Source organism: Nesterenkonia alba DSM 19423 (assembly GCF_000421745.1).
GTDB lineage: Bacteria > Actinomycetota > Actinomycetes > Actinomycetales > Micrococcaceae > Nesterenkonia > Nesterenkonia alba.
Genome location: NZ_ATXP01000004.1, coordinates 154,899 through 171,123, shown reverse-complemented (window position 1 = coordinate 171,123; position 16,225 = coordinate 154,899). Strand labels below are relative to the sequence as shown.

Below are 16,225 nucleotides of genomic sequence, written 5' to 3'. Positions count from 1 at the left end.
CCCTAGGAGCGAATCACTGTGGCCGAAGAATTCGATGTCCTGGTCCTCGGTGGAGGAAGCGCCGGCTACGCGGCCGCGCTGCGTTCAGTCCAGCACGGCTACTCCGTCGGACTCATCGAGAAGTCCAAACTCGGCGGCACCTGCCTGCACACCGGCTGCATCCCCACTAAGGCCTATTTGCACGCCGCTGAACTGGCCGACGAGGCCAAGTCCAGTGAGAAATATGGCGTGAAGACCACCTTTGAGGGGGTGGACATGGCTCAGGTCAAGGAGTACAAGGACGGCATCGTCGCCGGCAAGTACAAGGGCCTCTCCGGGCTGCTGAAGATGCGCAAGATCCAGGTCATCGAAGGCGAAGGCAAGCTCGTCTCTGACTCCGAAATCGACGTCGCTGGCACTCGGTACCGGGCCAAGAACATTGTGCTCGCTACCGGGTCCACGTCCAAGACCATGGGGCTACCCCTGTCGAAGCGGATTATCACCTCCACGGAGGCACTTGAGCTGGACTACACCCCGAAATCGGCCCTGGTGCTCGGTGGTGGTGTCATCGGCTGCGAGTTCGCCTCGGCCTGGACCTCTTACGGCACCGATGTCACGATCATTGAGGGGCTGCCCAGCCTGGTGCCCAATGAAGACCCGGCGATCATCAAGCAGCTTGAGCGCAGCTTCAAAAAACGCGGCATCACCTTCAACACCGGCACCTTCTTCAAGGACGTCGAAGAGACCGACGACGGCGTGAAGGTCACCTTGGAGGACGGCAAGACCTTCGAGGCGGAGATCTGCCTGGTCGCCGTCGGCCGCGGCCCAGTGACCGAAGGGCTCGGTTTCGAGGATGTCGGCATCACCTTAGACCGCGGTTTTGTCATCACCAATGAGCGACTGCACACCGGGGTCGGCAATATCTACGCCATTGGCGATATCGTCCCGGGACTGCAGTTGGCCCACCGTGGCTACCAGCAGGGAATTTTCGTCGCCGAGGAGATCGCCGGCAACAACCCGATGATCGTCGAGGACATCAATATCCCCAAGGTCACTTTCTGTGAGCCGGAGATCATGTCAGTGGGCTACACCCAGCCCAAGGCCGAAGACGAGTTCGGTAAGGACAACATCCAGGTCACCGAGTACAACCTCGCCGGTAACGGCAAGTCCTCGATCCTGGGCACCGGCGGCATCATCAAGATGGTCGCGGTCAAGGGCGGTCCGATTGTCGGCGTCCACGGCATCGGCAGCCGGATCAGCGAGCAGATCGGTGAGGCCCAACTCATCGTCAACTGGGAGGCCTATCCGGAGGATGTTGCCACCCTGGTCCATGCCCACCCCACCCAGAACGAAGCCCTCGGAGAGGCCGCCATGGCTCTCTTCGGCCACCCGCTGCACGGCTGATCCGTCCGCGAGCTGAGCGAAGCCCAGAGAATACGAGTAGGAGCCGGACACGATGTCTGAGACTGTGAACCTTCCCGCACTCGGTGAGTCCGTCACCGAAGGCACTGTCACCCGATGGCTCGTCGAGGTCGGAGAGGAGGTCGAGGTCGACCAGCCCATCGTGGAGGTCTCCACGGATAAAGTCGACACTGAAGTCCCCTCCCCCGCTGCGGGCGTCGTCGAGGAGCTCCTCGTCGACGAGGACGAGACCGTCGAGGTCGGCGCCCCACTGATCCGCATCGGAGACAGGTCCGGAGGCGGCTCAGATGACTCATCCTCCGGCGGTGAGTCATCCGGCGAAGAGGCCGATGACGTTGAGGACGCTGCTGCCGCCGCCGAGACCCCCGAGGCCACAGAACAGGCCGCTGAGGAAGAGGCCCCGACTCCTGCCGCCGGTGAGGCCGGCGGGGCGGAGTCCACCGAGCAGGAGCAGTCTCCTGCCGAGGAGACATCCTCTGACTCGCCGCAGCCCTCCGGGGATGCAGAGGAGGTCACCCTGCCCGCGCTCGGTGAATCTGTCACCGAAGGCACCGTCACCCGGTGGTTGGTGGAAGTCGGAGAGGAGGTCGAGGTTGACCAACCCCTGCTGGAGGTCTCCACGGACAAGGTTGATACCGAAGTTCCCTCCCCTGTCGCCGGTACCGTCCAAGAGCTGAAGGTCAGTGAGGACGAGACCGTGGAGGTCGGTGCCGTGCTGGCGCTGATTGGTTCCTCGGCTGCACCTTCCGGCGGTGGTGACCAAGGCGAGTCCGGTGACACCGGTGCTGACCAAGCCGAGGAGGAGACTCGCCAAGAGGCTCCCGCTGAGTCCTCCGCACCGCAGGGCGGTGACGAGGAGACCTCCTCCGAGCCGGCTGGCGAACCGACTCCTCAGGACGAAGCACCGGCACAGCACGAGCCGCAGCAGACTCAGTCCGCTGAGGACTCCTCCGGTGATGACTCCGCAGCGGAGGGCTACGTCACGCCTCTGGTGCGCCGGCTGGCGAAGAAGGAGGGTGTGGATCTCTCCCAGGTGAAGGGCACTGGTGTGGGTGGACGCATCCGCAAGCAGGATGTTCTCGACGCCGCGGAGGCGCAGAAGAAGACCTCGGCTCCCGCTCAGCAGCCGGCGTCGGACTCTGCACCGAAGCCGGCCCCTGAGGTGGAGGTCGACACCACCAAGCGCGGAACCACAGAGAAGGCACCACGCATCCGTCAGGTCATTGCTCGCCGAATGAAGGAGTCCCTGGAGGTCTCAGCTCAGCTGACCCAGGTCCAGGAAGTCGACATGACCCGGATTGTCAACCTCCGGGCCAAAGCCAAGGCGTCCTTTAAGCAGCAGAACGGCGTGAACCTCACCTACCTGCCATTCATCGCTACGGCAGTGACCGAGGCGCTGAAGCAGCATCCCAAGCTCAACGCCGAGTACCACGAGGATGACCAACAGATCATCTACCACGATGCTGAGCACCTGGCTTTCGCCGTGGATACGGAGAAGGGTCTGCTCGTACCCGTTATCAGTGACGCCGGAGATCTCTCCATCCCGGGTCTGGCCAAGAAGATCGTCGACGTCGCCACCCGAACCCGTGAGGGGAAGATCGGCCCGGAGGAGCTCTCCGGCGGTACGTTCACCATCACGAACATCGGATCGGTCGGGGCGCTGTTCGATACTCCGATCATCAACCAGCCGCAGGTAGCGATTCTCGGCACTGGCACCATCGAGAAACGGCCGAAGGTCGTCATGGATGCTGACGGCAATGACACCATCGGTATCCGGCACTTGATGTACCTGTCGCTGACCTACGATCACCGGATCGTGGATGGGGCCGACGCCGGGCGCTTCCTCCAGACGCTGAAGGCTCGTCTCGAAGAAGGTAACTTCGAGGCCCAGCTCGGCCTGTAAACACCGGCTGGCTGCTGGTCAGTCCATGACCTCGATGTCACCCAGCAGCAGTTCCGATTCTTCAGTGCGCTGAAGGGTCAGGACTGCCTGCTGGGTGACTGTGCCCTCGCCCTCGAAAGTCTCTGCGGTGACCCTCACCTGAAGTTCGATACTGCCGTCTGGCCCTTCTTCCGGCTCGGAGGAGGATTCGATCCGTAAGGGTTCACCCGTGTAACGGAGATCTTCGCTCACCATGTACTCCAGTAACGCTCGTTCGCTCTCTTCCGCCGAAGAGTCCGCTTGAACGTAGGTGAGGTTGGCACCGGGATCGGGGTCTCGCAGGGCCGCAGTGCGTTCTGCTGCCAGCCACGGTAAGAACTCCTCGGTGAGCTCAGCAATCAGGTCATCAGTGTGCTGCGCCGGCTCCTCAGCCGTGACTTTCTCGGTGCCCTCGGTGTTCTCAGTGTCCTGAGTTCGCGCTCCCCCGCCATAGCCGGCGGCCTCAGCCTCAGCAGCATGCGGCTGGGCGGTCTCTTCGAGAGTCCACCAGAAGCCAGCGCCAGTCAGCACACTAGCGGCGAGCACTGCCGCACCAGCTAACTGCCGAACAGACCTTTGGCGCCCAGCGGGTCGGTATCCGCTTGCCGGTACCGTCGGCACCTCCGCCAGGACATGGTCATTGACGTGGTCCCGCAGATCCAGAGGTTCCGCGGTCGCACAGGCGTAGAGTTCACGGGCGAATTCTTCGGCACGTGGCCGCTGCGAGGCCCGAGTATCGAGTCCGGCCTCGAGGAGATCCGCCAGAGCAGCGGGCGCCTCAGCACACAGGGTACGCAGTGGCGCTCGGCCGGCCTCTTCCCCCGGCTCCTCACCGGTGAGTGCTTGCCACAGCGATGCGGCCAATTGGCGGATGTCTTCGGCAGGAGCGGCTTCTCGGGCTGGCATGCCAAGCACCTGGGCATCTCCCAGATCAGCCAGGGCCGGATGACCATCGGGCGCCAGCAGAATGTTGGCACACCTGACATCGCCGTGAGCGGCGCCTGCCCGGTGGAGGTAAGCCAATGCCTCAGCCACCGGGGTGAAGACTGTCACAGCCTCTGGCACGCTCAGCGGCCCACGTCCGGCGCAGAGAGCTGCCAGGGAACCGGCAGCGTAGAGGTCAAGCAGGAGCCCGACTCCTGCGCTGGTCTCCACCACACCCCAGGCTCGCACCACATGCGGATGCCGCAAGGTGGCCATCGCTTCCAGTTCGGAGACCATTCCGTGCACAGCGGGCACCGTCCGGCTGGACTCCAAAGCCACCTTCAAAGCCAACCGTTGGGGGACAGCATCCCCCGCAGTGACCCACCGGCAACCGGCCGGAACCGGTTTCGTACGCCTGACCTCCCATACCGCGCACCGGCCTCCAATGCCTAGCAGCCGTTCCACGACCAGCCCTTCGGCCTCTGGTCTGACCACCTGCGAAGAATCCCCAACGGTGCCGGAGACCGCTAGTTCGGACGTTGTGGAGCTCACGGTCTGCCTCAACCTCAGACTCGGTGTCACATTGTCAGCGGTGTTCATACCTCCCCAGTGTGCCGCGCAGAGCAGCGCTCTGCAGGCGTTTTCCACAGGCCTGGCTGGTGTGCTCGTCCTCACCAGCGTGGAACGCTCCACAGGGCGTAGGGTGGAGCTATGAGTCTTCCGTTCCACCGACTCGGTTTCGATCCCGAGCTGGTCGATTACCGTGAGGCCTTCGATCTGCAACGGCAGGCCCACCACGAGGTGCTCGCCGATCCTGCTGCCTCCCGGGTGTATTTGCTGGAGCACGCCGATGTGTACACCGCCGGTCGGCGGACTGAGCCTCATGAACGTCCCCGTGATGGCACTCCGGTGGTCGATGTCGATCGCGGAGGAAAAATCACCTGGCATGGCCGCGGTCAGCTCATTGGCTACCCGATCCTGCACCTGAAACACCGCACCCTGGTCAAGCAGTACGTCTGCACCTTAGAAGACGTCATCATGAAGGTACTGCGTGAGGACTTCGGCATCGATTCCACCCGTGTTGAGGGCCGGATCGGTGTATGGATCCTCGGCGATGCTGCGGCCGGAGTTCCAGACCGCAAGATCGCCGCGATCGGGATCCGCAACCACCGTGGCGTGACCACCCACGGGTTCGCCCTCAATTGTTCCAATGAGCAGCGTCCCTTCGAGAACATCATCCCCTGTGGCATCAACGACGCCGAAACGACCTCCATCACTCGGGAGACCGGAACCACGGTGACCCCCCGGGATGTGGTCGATCGTATCGAGGCGGAATTGCGCACTGCCCTGCCGCCGTTGATCAAAGCACCGGATGATGTCACAGAGCACGACGACGTCGCACCCCAGTTCACTGCCTGCGTCGCCTCTGAGCCGACATCCCCACGACCTTAAGCCCCCGGCCAAGGAAGGCATTTCCACATGACTGACCAGCTCATCGACCAGGCACCGGCTGCAGGTGGCTGCGGCGCCGGAAGCGGTTCCCGGTCCACCAATGTGGCCCCCGAAGGCCGGCGAATGCTTCGCGTCGAGGCGAAGAACGCCGCGGTGCCGGTCGAGCGCAAACCCGAGTGGATGCGTACCAAAGTCAAAATGGGTCCCGAGTTCGCCGAGATGAAGAAACGGGTGGGCTCTAAGGGCCTGCACACCGTCTGCGAGGAAGCTGGCTGCCCGAACATCTTCGAGTGCTGGGAAGACCGCGAGGCTACGTTCCTCATCGGTGGCTCCGCCTGCACCCGGCGGTGTGACTTCTGCGAAATCGACACTGGCCGTCCCGCCGCGCTTGATGAGGCCGAACCCTTACAAGTGGCTGAATCTGTGCGGGAGATGCAGCTGCGCTACGCCACGGTCACCGGTGTGGCCCGCGATGACCTTCCCGATGAAGGAGTCTGGCTCTACGCTGAGACCATCCGGAAGATTCACGAGTTGAACCCAGGCACCGGCGTCGAAATCCTCATCCCGGACTTCTCCGGCAAGGAGGAAAACATCGCCGGCATCTGTGAGGCCAACCCGGAAGTCTTCGCGCACAATGTGGAAACGGTGCCGCGCATCTTCCGCCGGATCCGTCCGGCATTCCGCTACGAGCGCTCCCTTGATGTGCTCACCCAGGGCCGTCAGCACGGGATGATTACCAAATCGAATCTGATCCTGGGGATGGGCGAGACCCGAGAGGAGATCTCCGAAGCGTTGCGCGACCTCCACGAGGCCGGCTGTGACCTGCTGACCATCACCCAGTACCTACGGCCCACTCCCCGCCACCTGCCAGTGGATCGCTGGGTCAAGCCCCAAGAGTTTATGGAGATCTCTCAGGAGGCCGAAGAGATCGGTTTCCTCGGTGTGATGTCCGGCCCCTTGGTGCGCTCCTCCTACCGTGCCGGTTCCCTCTGGGCCAAGGCGATGCAGAAGAAGGGCTGGCCCATTCCTGAGGAGCTGTCCCACATTGAACCCTCCGGTCAGACCAAGCAGGAGGCCTCGACCCTGGTCGCAGCCGGTTTCTGAGCCGGGTGGCGAGGAGATTCCCCGGCACATCTCCGGTAGGCTGGGGGCATCATGGCAGCGAAGTCGAGTACCCCCCAGGTTTCCTCCAAGGAGGAAGCCAAGGCAGAGCTGAAGAAGCTCAAGGAGCAGCGCAAGCGCGACAAGGCTGAGGCTAAGGCGCGCAAGAAGGCCAAGAAGAAGTCCGGCTCAGGTGACGGGTTCTTCTCCCGCATCAAGCAGGTCTTCAATATGACCCGCACCTACGACCCGAACATCGGGTGGTGGATGGCGCTGGCCGCGCTGGTGGCCTTCACCGTGACGTTCGTGCTGTTTACCGTGCTGCTGAACTGGATCACCGGTCTGCTGGTGGCCCTGCCTTCGGCTTTGCTCGGGGCCATGATCGTGATGAACCGGCGTGCGCAGAAAGCGGCCTTCCACCGCATCGAGGGACGCCCGGGGGCTGCCGTTGCAGCACTGAACACCCTGCGCCGCGGGTGGATCATCACCGAAGAACCCGTAGCCATGGACCCCAAGACCCAGGATTCGGTCTTCCGGGTGATCGGCAAGCCCGGCGTCATTCTCATTACCGAGGGCCCGCCCAACCGGGTGAAGAAGTTGGCCTCCCGCACGCAGAAGCGCCTCTCCCCCATTTTGAAGAACACCGGGGTCCCGGTTCACGTGGTCCACGTGGGTCGTGCCGAAGGTCAGGTGCCCCTGCCGCAGCTGACCAAGCACATTAAGAAGCTGGACAAATCTCTGACGAAGCATGAGGTCCACGCTGTTGAGCAGCGCCTCTCCGCACTCCCGGCAGTGCGTCCGCCCATCCCCAAGGGTGTGGATCCTTACCGCGTCCGCCCGGACCGCAAAGCCCTCCGAGGCTGAGGTCTACACGCAGGGGCGCCCACGCGACCCCCTCAACGGACTGGAATAACACAGAGTGCATAGCGTAGACTGGTCTGCTGTCTGGCAGGACCGGTGTGCCCATGAGACGCCCTGATTCAACACCGGTACCGCAGTCCCCCAGCAATCGGCAGCTGGGTCTCTCCGTGCCCGGGGCGGCGGAGGCCAGGAGCCGTGGATGTCACTGCCATCCACGGATGAATCAACACGATGCCGCTTCGTCAAGCAGAAAGAGACACAATGCCTAAGACTCCTTTGCGGGCTCGGCGGACCGTCAAGGCCTCGCGCGCGCTCGGCGTGGCCCTGACTCCCAAGGCCCAGAAGTACCTCGACCGGCGTCCTTACGGTCCGGGCCAGCACGGCCGCACCCGGCGTCGCACCGACTCCGACTACGCGGTGCGTCTGCGGGAGAAGCAGAAGCTGCGCGCTCAGTACGGTATCCGCGAGTCCCAGATGCTGCGCTACTACGAGGAAGCCAAGCGTCAGTCCGAGGGGCTGACCGGTGAGAACCTCATCGAGCTGTTGGAGTCCCGCCTGGACGCCTTGGTGCTGCGCGCTGGATTCGCTCGCACGATCGCTCAGGCCCGCCAGTTTGTGGTGCACCGCCACATCCTGGTCAACGGCAAGCGCGTGGACCGTCCCTCGTACCGCGTCAAGCCGGGGCAGATGATCCACGTGCACGAACGCAGCGAGAAGTTCGAGCCGTTCCAGATCGCCGCCGCCGGTGCTCACCAGGAGGTCCTGCCGGACGTTCCCGGCTACCTCAGTGTGGACCTGGAGAAGTTGCAGGCCACCCTGGTGCGTAAGCCCGAGCGGTCCGAAGTTCCCGTGACCTGCGAAGAGCAGCTGGTCGTCGAGTACTACGCTCGCTGATTCCAGGTGTTCGACATCGGACCCGCCGTCGCCTTGATCGGGCACGGCGGGTTCGCTGTTTCATAGCCCACAGTAGACTTGTCCGGGCGCCTGACCCGGCGTTGACGCGCTGATGCAAGATCTGGAGGAATCGGTGAAGTCCGAGGAGATCACCCGCACCTGGTACGACTATTTCGAGGCCAAGGGGCATACGAAGGTGCCCTCGGCGTCATTGGTCTCCTCCGAACCCTCTTTGCTGTTCACCATCGCCGGCATGGTGCCGTTTATTCCGTACTTCACCGGCGTCGAGACTCCCCCGTATTCCCGGGCGGTCTCTGTGCAGAAGTGCATCCGCACTGAGGACATCGAAGAGGTCGGCAAGACCGCCCGCCACGGGACGTTTTTCCAGATGTGCGGGAACTTCAGCTTCGGGGACTACTTCAAAGAAACGGCCATCCCGATGGCCTGGGAGCTGCTGACCACACCAGTGGAGGGGGACCCTGCAACTGGTTTACGCGGCTACGGACTCGATCCGGACCGGCTCTGGGTCACCGTATATGAGCACGACGACGAAGCGTACGAGATCTGGCGCGAGACTGTGGGCGTGCCCGCTGAGCGCATCCAACGGTTCGGCCCGGAGGATAATTACTGGAACACCGGTCAACCCGGTCCCGGTGGCCCGTGTTCGGAGATCTACTACGATCGCGGTCCCGCCTATGGCGCCGAAGGCGGTCCGGCGGCGGATGAGGACCGCTACGTGGAGATCTGGAACCTGGTCTTCATGCAGTACCGGCTTTCTGCAGTCCACTCGAAGTCGGATTTTGAGGTCGCCGGTCCGCTAGAGAACAAGAACATCGATACTGGCCTCGGCCTGGAGCGTCTGGCGATGGTTCTCCAGGGCGTGGAGAACATGTATGAAACCGACCAGGTGCGCCCGGTTCTGGACCGTGCTGCGGAACTGGCCGGGGTGACGTACACCTCCACGGAGGATCCCTCGGACCCGAATCATTCCCATGACGTGCGTCTGCGCATGGTGGCCGATCACACCCGCAGTGCACTGATGCTCATTAGTGACGGTGTCCGCCCCTCGAACGAAGGGGGTGGATTCATCCTGCGCCGACTCATTCGGCGGGTCATCCTCGGTATGCGCCTGCTCGGAGTGGAAGAGCCGGTCTTCGGCGACCTCATCACTGTTTCTAAGGACGCAATGAAGGGCGTCTACCCGGAGGTCGAGACGAACTTCGGCACGATCCACCAAGTGGCGGTCAAAGAGGAACAGGCTTTCTTGCGGACCATCTCCGCGGGCACTCAGCGCCTGGAGACCGCGGTGACCGAGGCCAAGCGCTCTGGCGGGCGGCTCTCCGGCGATGACGCCTTTGCTTTGCACGATACCTATGGCTTCCCCATTGACCTCACCTTGGAGATGGCCGAAGAAGCCGGCGTCGAAGTGGACCAAGAGACCTTCCGTGAGCTGATGGCCGAGCAGCGCCAGCGCGCCCGCGCCGATGCTCAGGGCAAGAAGTCCGGTCACGCCGACACGGAGATTTACCGGCAGCTACTGGCTGGTCAGCCGACTCACTTCACCGGGTATACCGAACACACCACGGAGTCCCGTATTCGGGGCCTTCTGGTCGATGGCCAGTTGCGGGACCGCGCCTCGGCCGGTGAGCAGATCGAAGTGGTCCTCGATGCCACCCCGTTTTATGCCGAAGCCGGCGGGCAGGCTCCGGACACCGGCCGCATTACCGGGGATGGTTTCACCCTGGAGATCACCGATGTGCAGTCCCCCATCGGGGGGCTATCAATCCATCGGGGTCGGGTGCTCTCCGGGGAGGTGCACGTGGGTGCCCAAGCGTTGAGCACCATTGATGTGCGGCGGCGCCTGGATGCTCAGAAGGCTCACTCGGCCACCCACATCATCCATGCGGCCTTGCACGATGTTCTTGGCCCTGAGGCGGTGCAGGCAGGCTCCTTCAACAAGGAGGGGTATCTACGCTTTGACTTCACTCACGACGACGCCCTCTCCCCGGGGGCACGTCAGGAACTCGAAGAGATCTCCAATCTGGCGATCCGGGACAACCATGAGGTTGAAACTATGGTGATGTCCCTGGAAGACGCTCAAGCCATGGGAGCGATGATGCTCTTCGGTGAGAAATACGGCGAACGGGTCCGGGTCGTGGAGATGAATGGTGAATGGTCCCGCGAACTCTGCGGGGGCACCCATGTGGACTCCACAGCGGAGATCGGCACCCTGGCGCTGCTGTCGGAATCCTCGGTAGGGGCTGGCAACCGGCGTGTTGAGGCACTGGTCGGTTTGGATGCTTTCAAACACTTCGCGGCCGAACGGACACTGGTCAACCAGCTCACAGAGATGCTGAAGGTCCCAGCAGACCAGGTCCCCGACCGGATCGCCTCCACACTGCAAAAGCTCAAGGAAACTGAACGGGAACTTCAGCGGCTACGCGCCGAGCAGTTGCGCGCCTCAGCTGCCCGGCTGGTCGATGAGGCCGTCGACGCCGACGGCATCTCCGTGCTGGCTCACAACGCCGGGGAGGCTGAAGGCGGGGACCTGCGCCAGCTGGTGATGGACCTACGCGGACGTTTCGGTAGCCGTGCTGCTGTGGTGGCGGTGGCCGGAGAATCGAAGTCCCGACCGGTGATCGTGGTGGGGACTACCGAGCAGGCCCGCGAAGAGGGAGTCTCCGCTGGTGATCTGGTCAAGACCGCTACGCAGATCCTCGGCGGCGGTGGAGGCGGCAAACCGGACCTCGCTCAGGGGGGCGGCCAGGATCCCCAACAGATTCCAGCAGCTCTCGATGCGATCGTCACGGCGGTGCGTTCGCGCCGATGAGTGCTCGTGCCGGAGTCCGGCTGGGGGTTGATGTCGGTGAGGCACGTGTCGGACTGGCGGCATCGGATCCCGATGCCTTACTAGCCACCCCGGTAATGACCTTGCGGCGGGACCCCAATCGGGGATCCGACCTGCGCATGCTCACCCGGATCGCCGCCGATCGGGCGGCGCAGGTCATTTACGTCGGACTGCCGATCTCCCTCTCCGGGGAGGAGACCCTCTCCACGCAGAAGGCCCGCCAATACGCTGACCAGTTGGCTGTCCGGCTGCAGGAAGCTGGTCTGGGGACCGAGGTCCGGCTGGTGGATGAGCGGCTCTCCACAGTCTCCGCGGCGGGGAAGATGCGCCAGGCGGGCGTGGAGTCTCGTGATCAGCGGGACCGGATTGACCAGGCGGCCGCGGTGGAGATTCTCACGCAGGCTTTGGAGACCCGCGCAGCCCAGGGCACCGAACCAGGAGTTCCCGTCACTGGCTTTCCCTCCGGGGCCTGATCGCTTGCTTCCTCGACGGTACCGGGCGTTTTCCACAACCGGTCCGGACCCTCTTGCACCCGGTGCGGGCCCCTGGTCACCCTACTGCTATGAACACCACAATCCACCGGCGCCCCGCTTCGGCAGTTTCTCCCTCCCCTGACCGCGCTGTGGCGACTTACCGACCCGGCCGACCGTTCACAGCGGAAGAGCTCCAGGTGCTCGAAAGCCAGGGGGTTCTTCACCGGGTGATCGCCGATGTGTGGGTTCCCCGCGGGGCCTGCACCCCACCAGTGGCCCGGGCGGAGGCAGCAGCGAGTCTGCTCAACCATGTATTACGTGCCCACGGCACGTTATGTGGGGAAACCGCGGCGTGGGTGCACCTGGGTGGGCGGGCACCAGCTAGAGTCCACGTCACCACAGACGGTCTTTTCCGTCGGCCGAATCTCAGCGAACCCACCCTGTGGCAGATTCACCAGGTCCCCTTGCCGCGACAGGCCCATACCCGAGTGGGAACCGTCTCAGTAACCACCCTGGAGCGCACCATGGAGGATCTTTTCCTGGGTGTGGGGGTCTCTGGGTGTTCGGTAGCGCTCGACGCTGTGAAACAGACGCATGAAGACGAGCCGATGCGGCGTCGTCGTCATCTCCTACACGTGCTGCTGGAGCGTACCGGCATGAACACCACAGATCTGGCGCACCGAGTCGCGGCGCGCAGTGTGCGCTCTGAGCACCGACTCCCCCAGCGAGCCCAACGGGCTGAAGAGACGCTGAGTTATGTTTCGCGGCGTTTACCGACGGTGCGGTAGACGTCGTACACACCGTCGATACGGCGTACTGAGTTCAGCACGTGGTTGAGGTAGCGGGGGTCACCCATTTCGAAGCTGAACCGTGAGATGGCCACCCGGTCCTTTGAGGTGTGCACCGTGGCGGAGAGAATATTGACCTGGGATTCGGCGAGCACGCGGGTCACATCAGAGAGCAAAGACTTCCGATCCAGAGCCTCGACTTGGATCTCCACCAAGAACACTGAGGATTTCGACGGCGCCCATTCGACCTCCACCAGCCGGCCGGGCTCCTCACGCAGCTGCTTGACATTGCGACAGTCCGCCCGGTGCACTGACACACCCTGCCCGCGCGTGACGAAACCTTCGATCTCATCGGGGGGAACCGGAGTACAACATCGGGCCAGCTTGGCCAAGACATTGCCTGCCCCTTTGACCACCACACCAGCATCCGAGTACTCGGCCGGCTTGCTCGGCGGTGCGGTAATCGGAGTGGTGTCGTGCTCCTCAGACTCTTCGTCCTCATCAGGAGCGAGCAAATCCTGCAGGTGCTCGATCACGTTCTGGGTGGAGACATGCTCCTCCCCCACCCCCGCGTATAGCGCCGAGATGTCCTGGTAGTGCAGCTGCTGGGCCACAGCCAGCAGCACATCCGGGTTCATCACCTTCTGCAGCGGCAAGTTCGATTTCCGGATGGCCTTGGTCAGCATCTCCTTGCCGCGTTCGATCGACTCTTCACGGCGTTCCTTAGAGAACCACTGCCGGATCTTATTCCGCGCCCTCGGGGAACGAACGAACTGCAACCAGTCGCTGGAAGGACCGGCCCCCTCCGCTTTGGAGGTGAAAATCTCCACCCAATCGCCGTGCTGCAGTTCCGAGCTGAGCGGAACGAGTTTCCCATTCACCCGCGCACCGATGGTCTTATGGCCGACGTCGGTATGGATGGCGTAGGCGAAGTCCACCGGGGTTGCCCCGGCAGGCAGGGAGATGACCTCACCCTTGGGGGTGTAGACGAAGACCTCTTTGGCGTTGATCTCATACCGCAGGGAATCCAGGAACTCGTCAGGATCCTTGGTCTCAGATTGCCAGTCCACCAGCGAACGCAGCCACCCGATGTCTGCGGTGGCCTGGGACTCCTGGGTTGCGGTTCGGGGAGTCGAACCCGCAGGTAGCTGCTGGCTTGCCCCATTCTGAGCGCTGGTGCCGTCCTGCTTGTACTTCCAGTGGGCAGCGACACCGTATTCCGCCCGGCGGTGCATCTCATAGGTGCGGATCTGGACTTCAACCGGTTTGCCCTCCGGTCCCAGCACCGTAGTGTGCAGGGACTGGTACATATTGAACTTCGGCATCGCGATGTAGTCCTTGAACCGCCCCGGCAAGGGCGACCAGCGGGCGTGCAGTGCCCCAAGAGCTGCATAGCAGTCCCGCACTGTCTCGACGAGCACCCGGACCCCCATGAGGTCGTGGATGTCGTCGAACTCTTTGCCGCGAACGATCATCTTCTGGTAGATCGAGTAGTAGTGTTTGGGCCGACCGGTGATCGTGGCCGCAATATTGGCCTCATTGAGGTCCTCGGCGATGGTCTCACGCACCTCAGAGAGGAACTTCTCTCGCTGGGGTGTGCGGTCACCCACCAGACGGACGATCTCTTCATACACCTTGGGGTACAGTGCCGCGAAAGAGAGGTCCTCCAGCTCCCATTTGATGGTGTTGACCCCCAGCCGGTGAGCCAACGGAGAGAAGATCTCCAGAGTCTCCTTGGCCTTGCGGGCACTAGACTCCGCGGGCACATACCGCCAGGTGCGGGCATTGTGGAGTCGATCAGCGAGCTTAATCATCAGCACGCGGATGTCCTTGGCCATGGCCAGAACCATCTTGCGGACCGTCTCCGCCTGGGCGGCGTCGCCGAACTTCAACTTGTCCAGCTTGGTCACGCCATCGACGAGCAGGGCGACTTCCTCACCGAAATCGTCGGTGAGTTCCTCGAGACTGTAGTCAGTGTCCTCGACGGTGTCATGCAGCAGAGCGGCCGCCAACGTCGGACCATTGAGGCCGAGTTCAGCCAGTATCGTGGCGACCGCTACAGGGTGGGTGATGTATGGGTCGCCGGATTTGCGCTTCTGCCCAGCATGATGGTGATGGGCGACGTCGAAAGCCCGCCGGATCAGGGGCAGATCCTCCTGGCCGCCGTTAGCTTTCACCGCACGCAGCAGCGGCTCCAGCAAGGGAGAGTCTCCCGATTCAGCCAGGGTTCCCACGCTACGGGAACGACGACGAGGCGCAGAAGCCCGTTCCGCGGCAGCCGCATTCTGGGCGGCAGCATCTGGCGCTGCCGTCTGCGGAGAGCTCACCGTGTGGGAGCCCGGGGCGCCGTCGTCAGCAGTCATGGTGCGGCCATTGTAGTGGAGGTCAGGCCCGACTCCCGACTTAGGATCGCCGTTCGTCGTCGCCTCCGACCGACTCCGCCACGATGAGTGCATCCCAATCCGGGATGCCTTCATCTTCGGCCTCGTCCTCATCAATCTCAGGCTCGGGCAACGGGGGGAACGGAATCGGCTTGCCGTTCTCATCCAAGGGGGTACCGGAGTGGGTCACTGTGCCGATGCCACGCTCTTGACGCAACCGGAGCACTTCCTCGGTATGTTCGCGGATGGCCGGATCCCGCCGACGCATGAACGCATACAACGGTGCCTGAACGAAGATCGTGGCAATCGTGCCAACGATGATGCCGGTGAACAGGGCCAGGGCAATATCCCGTAGCGTGCCCGCACCGAGGAGACCAGCACCGATAAACAGAATCGATCCCACGGGCAGGATGCCGACCACAGAGGTGTTCACCGAGCGAACCAGGGTCTGGTTCACCGCGAGGTTGACTCGTTCGGCGAAGGTTTGATCCTTCTGATCGTGAAGCGGCTCGAGGTTCTCACGGATCTTATCGAAGACCACCATCGTGTCGTACAGGGCGTACGAAAGGATGGTGAGGAAGCCAATAATGGCGCTCGGGGTCACTTCGAAGTCGGTGGCGGCATAGATACCGACCGTGGTGATGACCACGAAACCCAGACCGGCCAAGGCGGCCACCGACATCGTCCAGGTCCGGAAGTAGGCCGTCATATAGAGCGCAACCAAGGCGAGGAAAATCACCAGCCCGACGATCATCTGCTGGGAGATGTGCTCACCCCAGACCGGACCAATATAAGTCGAGGAGATTTGATCGGAGCCCACTCCGTAGCCTTCCTGGAGGCCTTCGGCGACCTGCAGTGTCTCCGTGTCGTCAAGTTCCTCAGTCTGTACCCGGACCGTCTGGGGGGCGATATTCGTCACGACCGCCTCCTGCCCGGCGACCTCGGCAACGACCTCTTCACCGATGCTGACATCGGTGGTCTCCGTCTGGGAGACCGTGAACTCACTGCCACCGGTGAACTCGATACCGAAGTTGAATCCACCACGAATAAACGGCACCGCCACCGACGCGATGATGATGAGCGCGGCAGCAACAAACCAGATGCGGGACCGCTGGATAAACGGATACGACCGTTCACCGGTGTAGAGCTGGTTACCGGCCTGAGCGAAACCTGCAGCCATA

The 16,225-nt window shown here is 62.9% G+C and carries 12 protein-coding genes; 9 read left to right on the top strand and 3 right to left on the bottom strand.

The genetic code is table 11. The annotated features are described in order from the left end of the window. Window positions 1-18 precede the first annotated feature (18 nt). Together lpdA and sucB are read left to right on the top strand one after the other, a co-directional pair. A complete protein-coding gene (lpdA, locus tag H578_RS0104850) occupies window positions 19-1,383 on the top strand; it encodes a dihydrolipoyl dehydrogenase (RefSeq protein WP_022872575.1) in 1,365 nt (454 codons plus the stop codon). Between the two features lie 52 nt (window positions 1,384-1,435). After that, window positions 1,436-3,304 carry a 2-oxoglutarate dehydrogenase, E2 component, dihydrolipoamide succinyltransferase gene (gene sucB / locus H578_RS0104845; RefSeq protein ID WP_022872574.1) on the top strand — a complete coding sequence of 623 codons (1,869 nt, stop codon included), beginning with the start codon at window positions 1,436-1,438 and terminating at the stop codon, window positions 3,302-3,304. Window positions 3,305-3,322: 18 nt separating this feature from the next. On the opposite strand, the gene H578_RS15480 is transcribed toward sucB, so the two are convergent. Beyond that, the gene (locus tag H578_RS15480; protein WP_169558501.1) at window positions 3,323-4,798 is read right to left on the bottom strand and encodes a serine/threonine protein kinase; all 1,476 of its coding nucleotides are present in this window, start codon (window positions 4,796-4,798) and stop codon (window positions 3,323-3,325) included. Between the two features lie 159 nt (window positions 4,799-4,957). On the opposite strand from H578_RS15480, the gene lipB reads away from it, so the two are divergent. From lipB to H578_RS16170, 7 genes are all read left to right on the top strand, one after another. Beyond that, window positions 4,958-5,698 carry a lipoyl(octanoyl) transferase LipB gene (lipB, locus tag H578_RS13395; protein WP_022872572.1) on the top strand — a complete coding sequence of 247 codons (741 nt, stop codon included), beginning with the start codon at window positions 4,958-4,960 and terminating at the stop codon, window positions 5,696-5,698. Window positions 5,699-5,821: 123 nt separating this feature from the next. After that, the gene (gene lipA, locus H578_RS0104830) at window positions 5,822-6,802 is read left to right on the top strand and encodes a lipoyl synthase (RefSeq protein ID WP_028463950.1); all 981 of its coding nucleotides are present in this window, start codon (window positions 5,822-5,824) and stop codon (window positions 6,800-6,802) included. Between the two features lie 51 nt (window positions 6,803-6,853). Beyond that, window positions 6,854-7,663 carry a DUF4191 domain-containing protein gene (locus H578_RS0104825; RefSeq protein ID WP_022872570.1) on the top strand — a complete coding sequence of 270 codons (810 nt, stop codon included), beginning with the start codon at window positions 6,854-6,856 and terminating at the stop codon, window positions 7,661-7,663. Window positions 7,664-7,921: 258 nt separating this feature from the next. After that, window positions 7,922-8,554 (top strand): 30S ribosomal protein S4, encoded by a 633-nt coding sequence (rpsD, locus tag H578_RS0104820; protein ID WP_022872569.1) that lies wholly within the window; start codon window positions 7,922-7,924, stop codon window positions 8,552-8,554. Between the two features lie 133 nt (window positions 8,555-8,687). Continuing rightward, window positions 8,688-11,384 carry an alanine--tRNA ligase gene (gene alaS, locus H578_RS0104815; protein ID WP_028463949.1) on the top strand — a complete coding sequence of 899 codons (2,697 nt, stop codon included), beginning with the start codon at window positions 8,688-8,690 and terminating at the stop codon, window positions 11,382-11,384. Beyond that, the gene (gene ruvX, locus H578_RS13390; RefSeq protein ID WP_033420274.1) at window positions 11,381-11,875 is read left to right on the top strand and encodes a Holliday junction resolvase RuvX; all 495 of its coding nucleotides are present in this window, start codon (window positions 11,381-11,383) and stop codon (window positions 11,873-11,875) included. Before alaS ends, ruvX begins: the two co-directional genes overlap by 4 nt. An 89-nt stretch (window positions 11,876-11,964) precedes the next feature. Then, on the top strand, window positions 11,965-12,663 hold the full coding sequence (locus H578_RS16170) for a hypothetical protein (RefSeq protein WP_156837213.1): 699 nt from the start codon (window positions 11,965-11,967) through the stop codon (window positions 12,661-12,663). On the opposite strand, the gene H578_RS0104805 is transcribed toward H578_RS16170, so the two are convergent. Together H578_RS0104805 and secF are read right to left on the bottom strand one after the other, a co-directional pair. Then, a complete protein-coding gene (locus H578_RS0104805; protein WP_028463948.1) occupies window positions 12,630-15,026 on the bottom strand; it encodes a RelA/SpoT family protein in 2,397 nt (798 codons plus the stop codon). The two genes, H578_RS16170 and H578_RS0104805, sit on opposite strands and share 34 nt — an antisense overlap. Window positions 15,027-15,066: 40 nt before the next feature. Continuing rightward, complete coding sequence (gene secF, locus H578_RS13380; RefSeq protein WP_084709924.1) at window positions 15,067-16,224, bottom strand: protein translocase subunit SecF; 1,158 nt, start codon at window positions 16,222-16,224, stop codon at window positions 15,067-15,069. Between the last annotated feature and the right edge of the window lies 1 nt (window position 16,225).

Coding starts and splice junctions, on each gene's coding strand:
- sucB (WP_022872574.1), top strand. CDS start 1,436: ATGTCTGAGACTGTGAACCTTCCCGCACTCGGTGAGTCCGTCACCGAA.
- lipB (WP_022872572.1), top strand. CDS start 4,958: ATGAGTCTTCCGTTCCACCGACTCGGTTTCGATCCCGAGCTGGTCGAT.
- lipA (WP_028463950.1), top strand. CDS start 5,822: ATGCTTCGCGTCGAGGCGAAGAACGCCGCGGTGCCGGTCGAGCGCAAA.
- H578_RS0104825 (WP_022872570.1), top strand. CDS start 6,854: ATGGCAGCGAAGTCGAGTACCCCCCAGGTTTCCTCCAAGGAGGAAGCC.
- rpsD (WP_022872569.1), top strand. CDS start 7,922: ATGCCTAAGACTCCTTTGCGGGCTCGGCGGACCGTCAAGGCCTCGCGC.
- ruvX (WP_033420274.1), top strand. CDS start 11,381: ATGAGTGCTCGTGCCGGAGTCCGGCTGGGGGTTGATGTCGGTGAGGCA.
- H578_RS16170 (WP_156837213.1), top strand. CDS start 11,965: ATGAACACCACAATCCACCGGCGCCCCGCTTCGGCAGTTTCTCCCTCC.
- H578_RS0104805 (WP_028463948.1), bottom strand. CDS start 15,026: ATGACTGCTGACGACGGCGCCCCGGGCTCCCACACGGTGAGCTCTCCG.
- secF (WP_084709924.1), bottom strand. CDS start 16,224: ATGGCTGCAGGTTTCGCTCAGGCCGGTAACCAGCTCTACACCGGTGAA.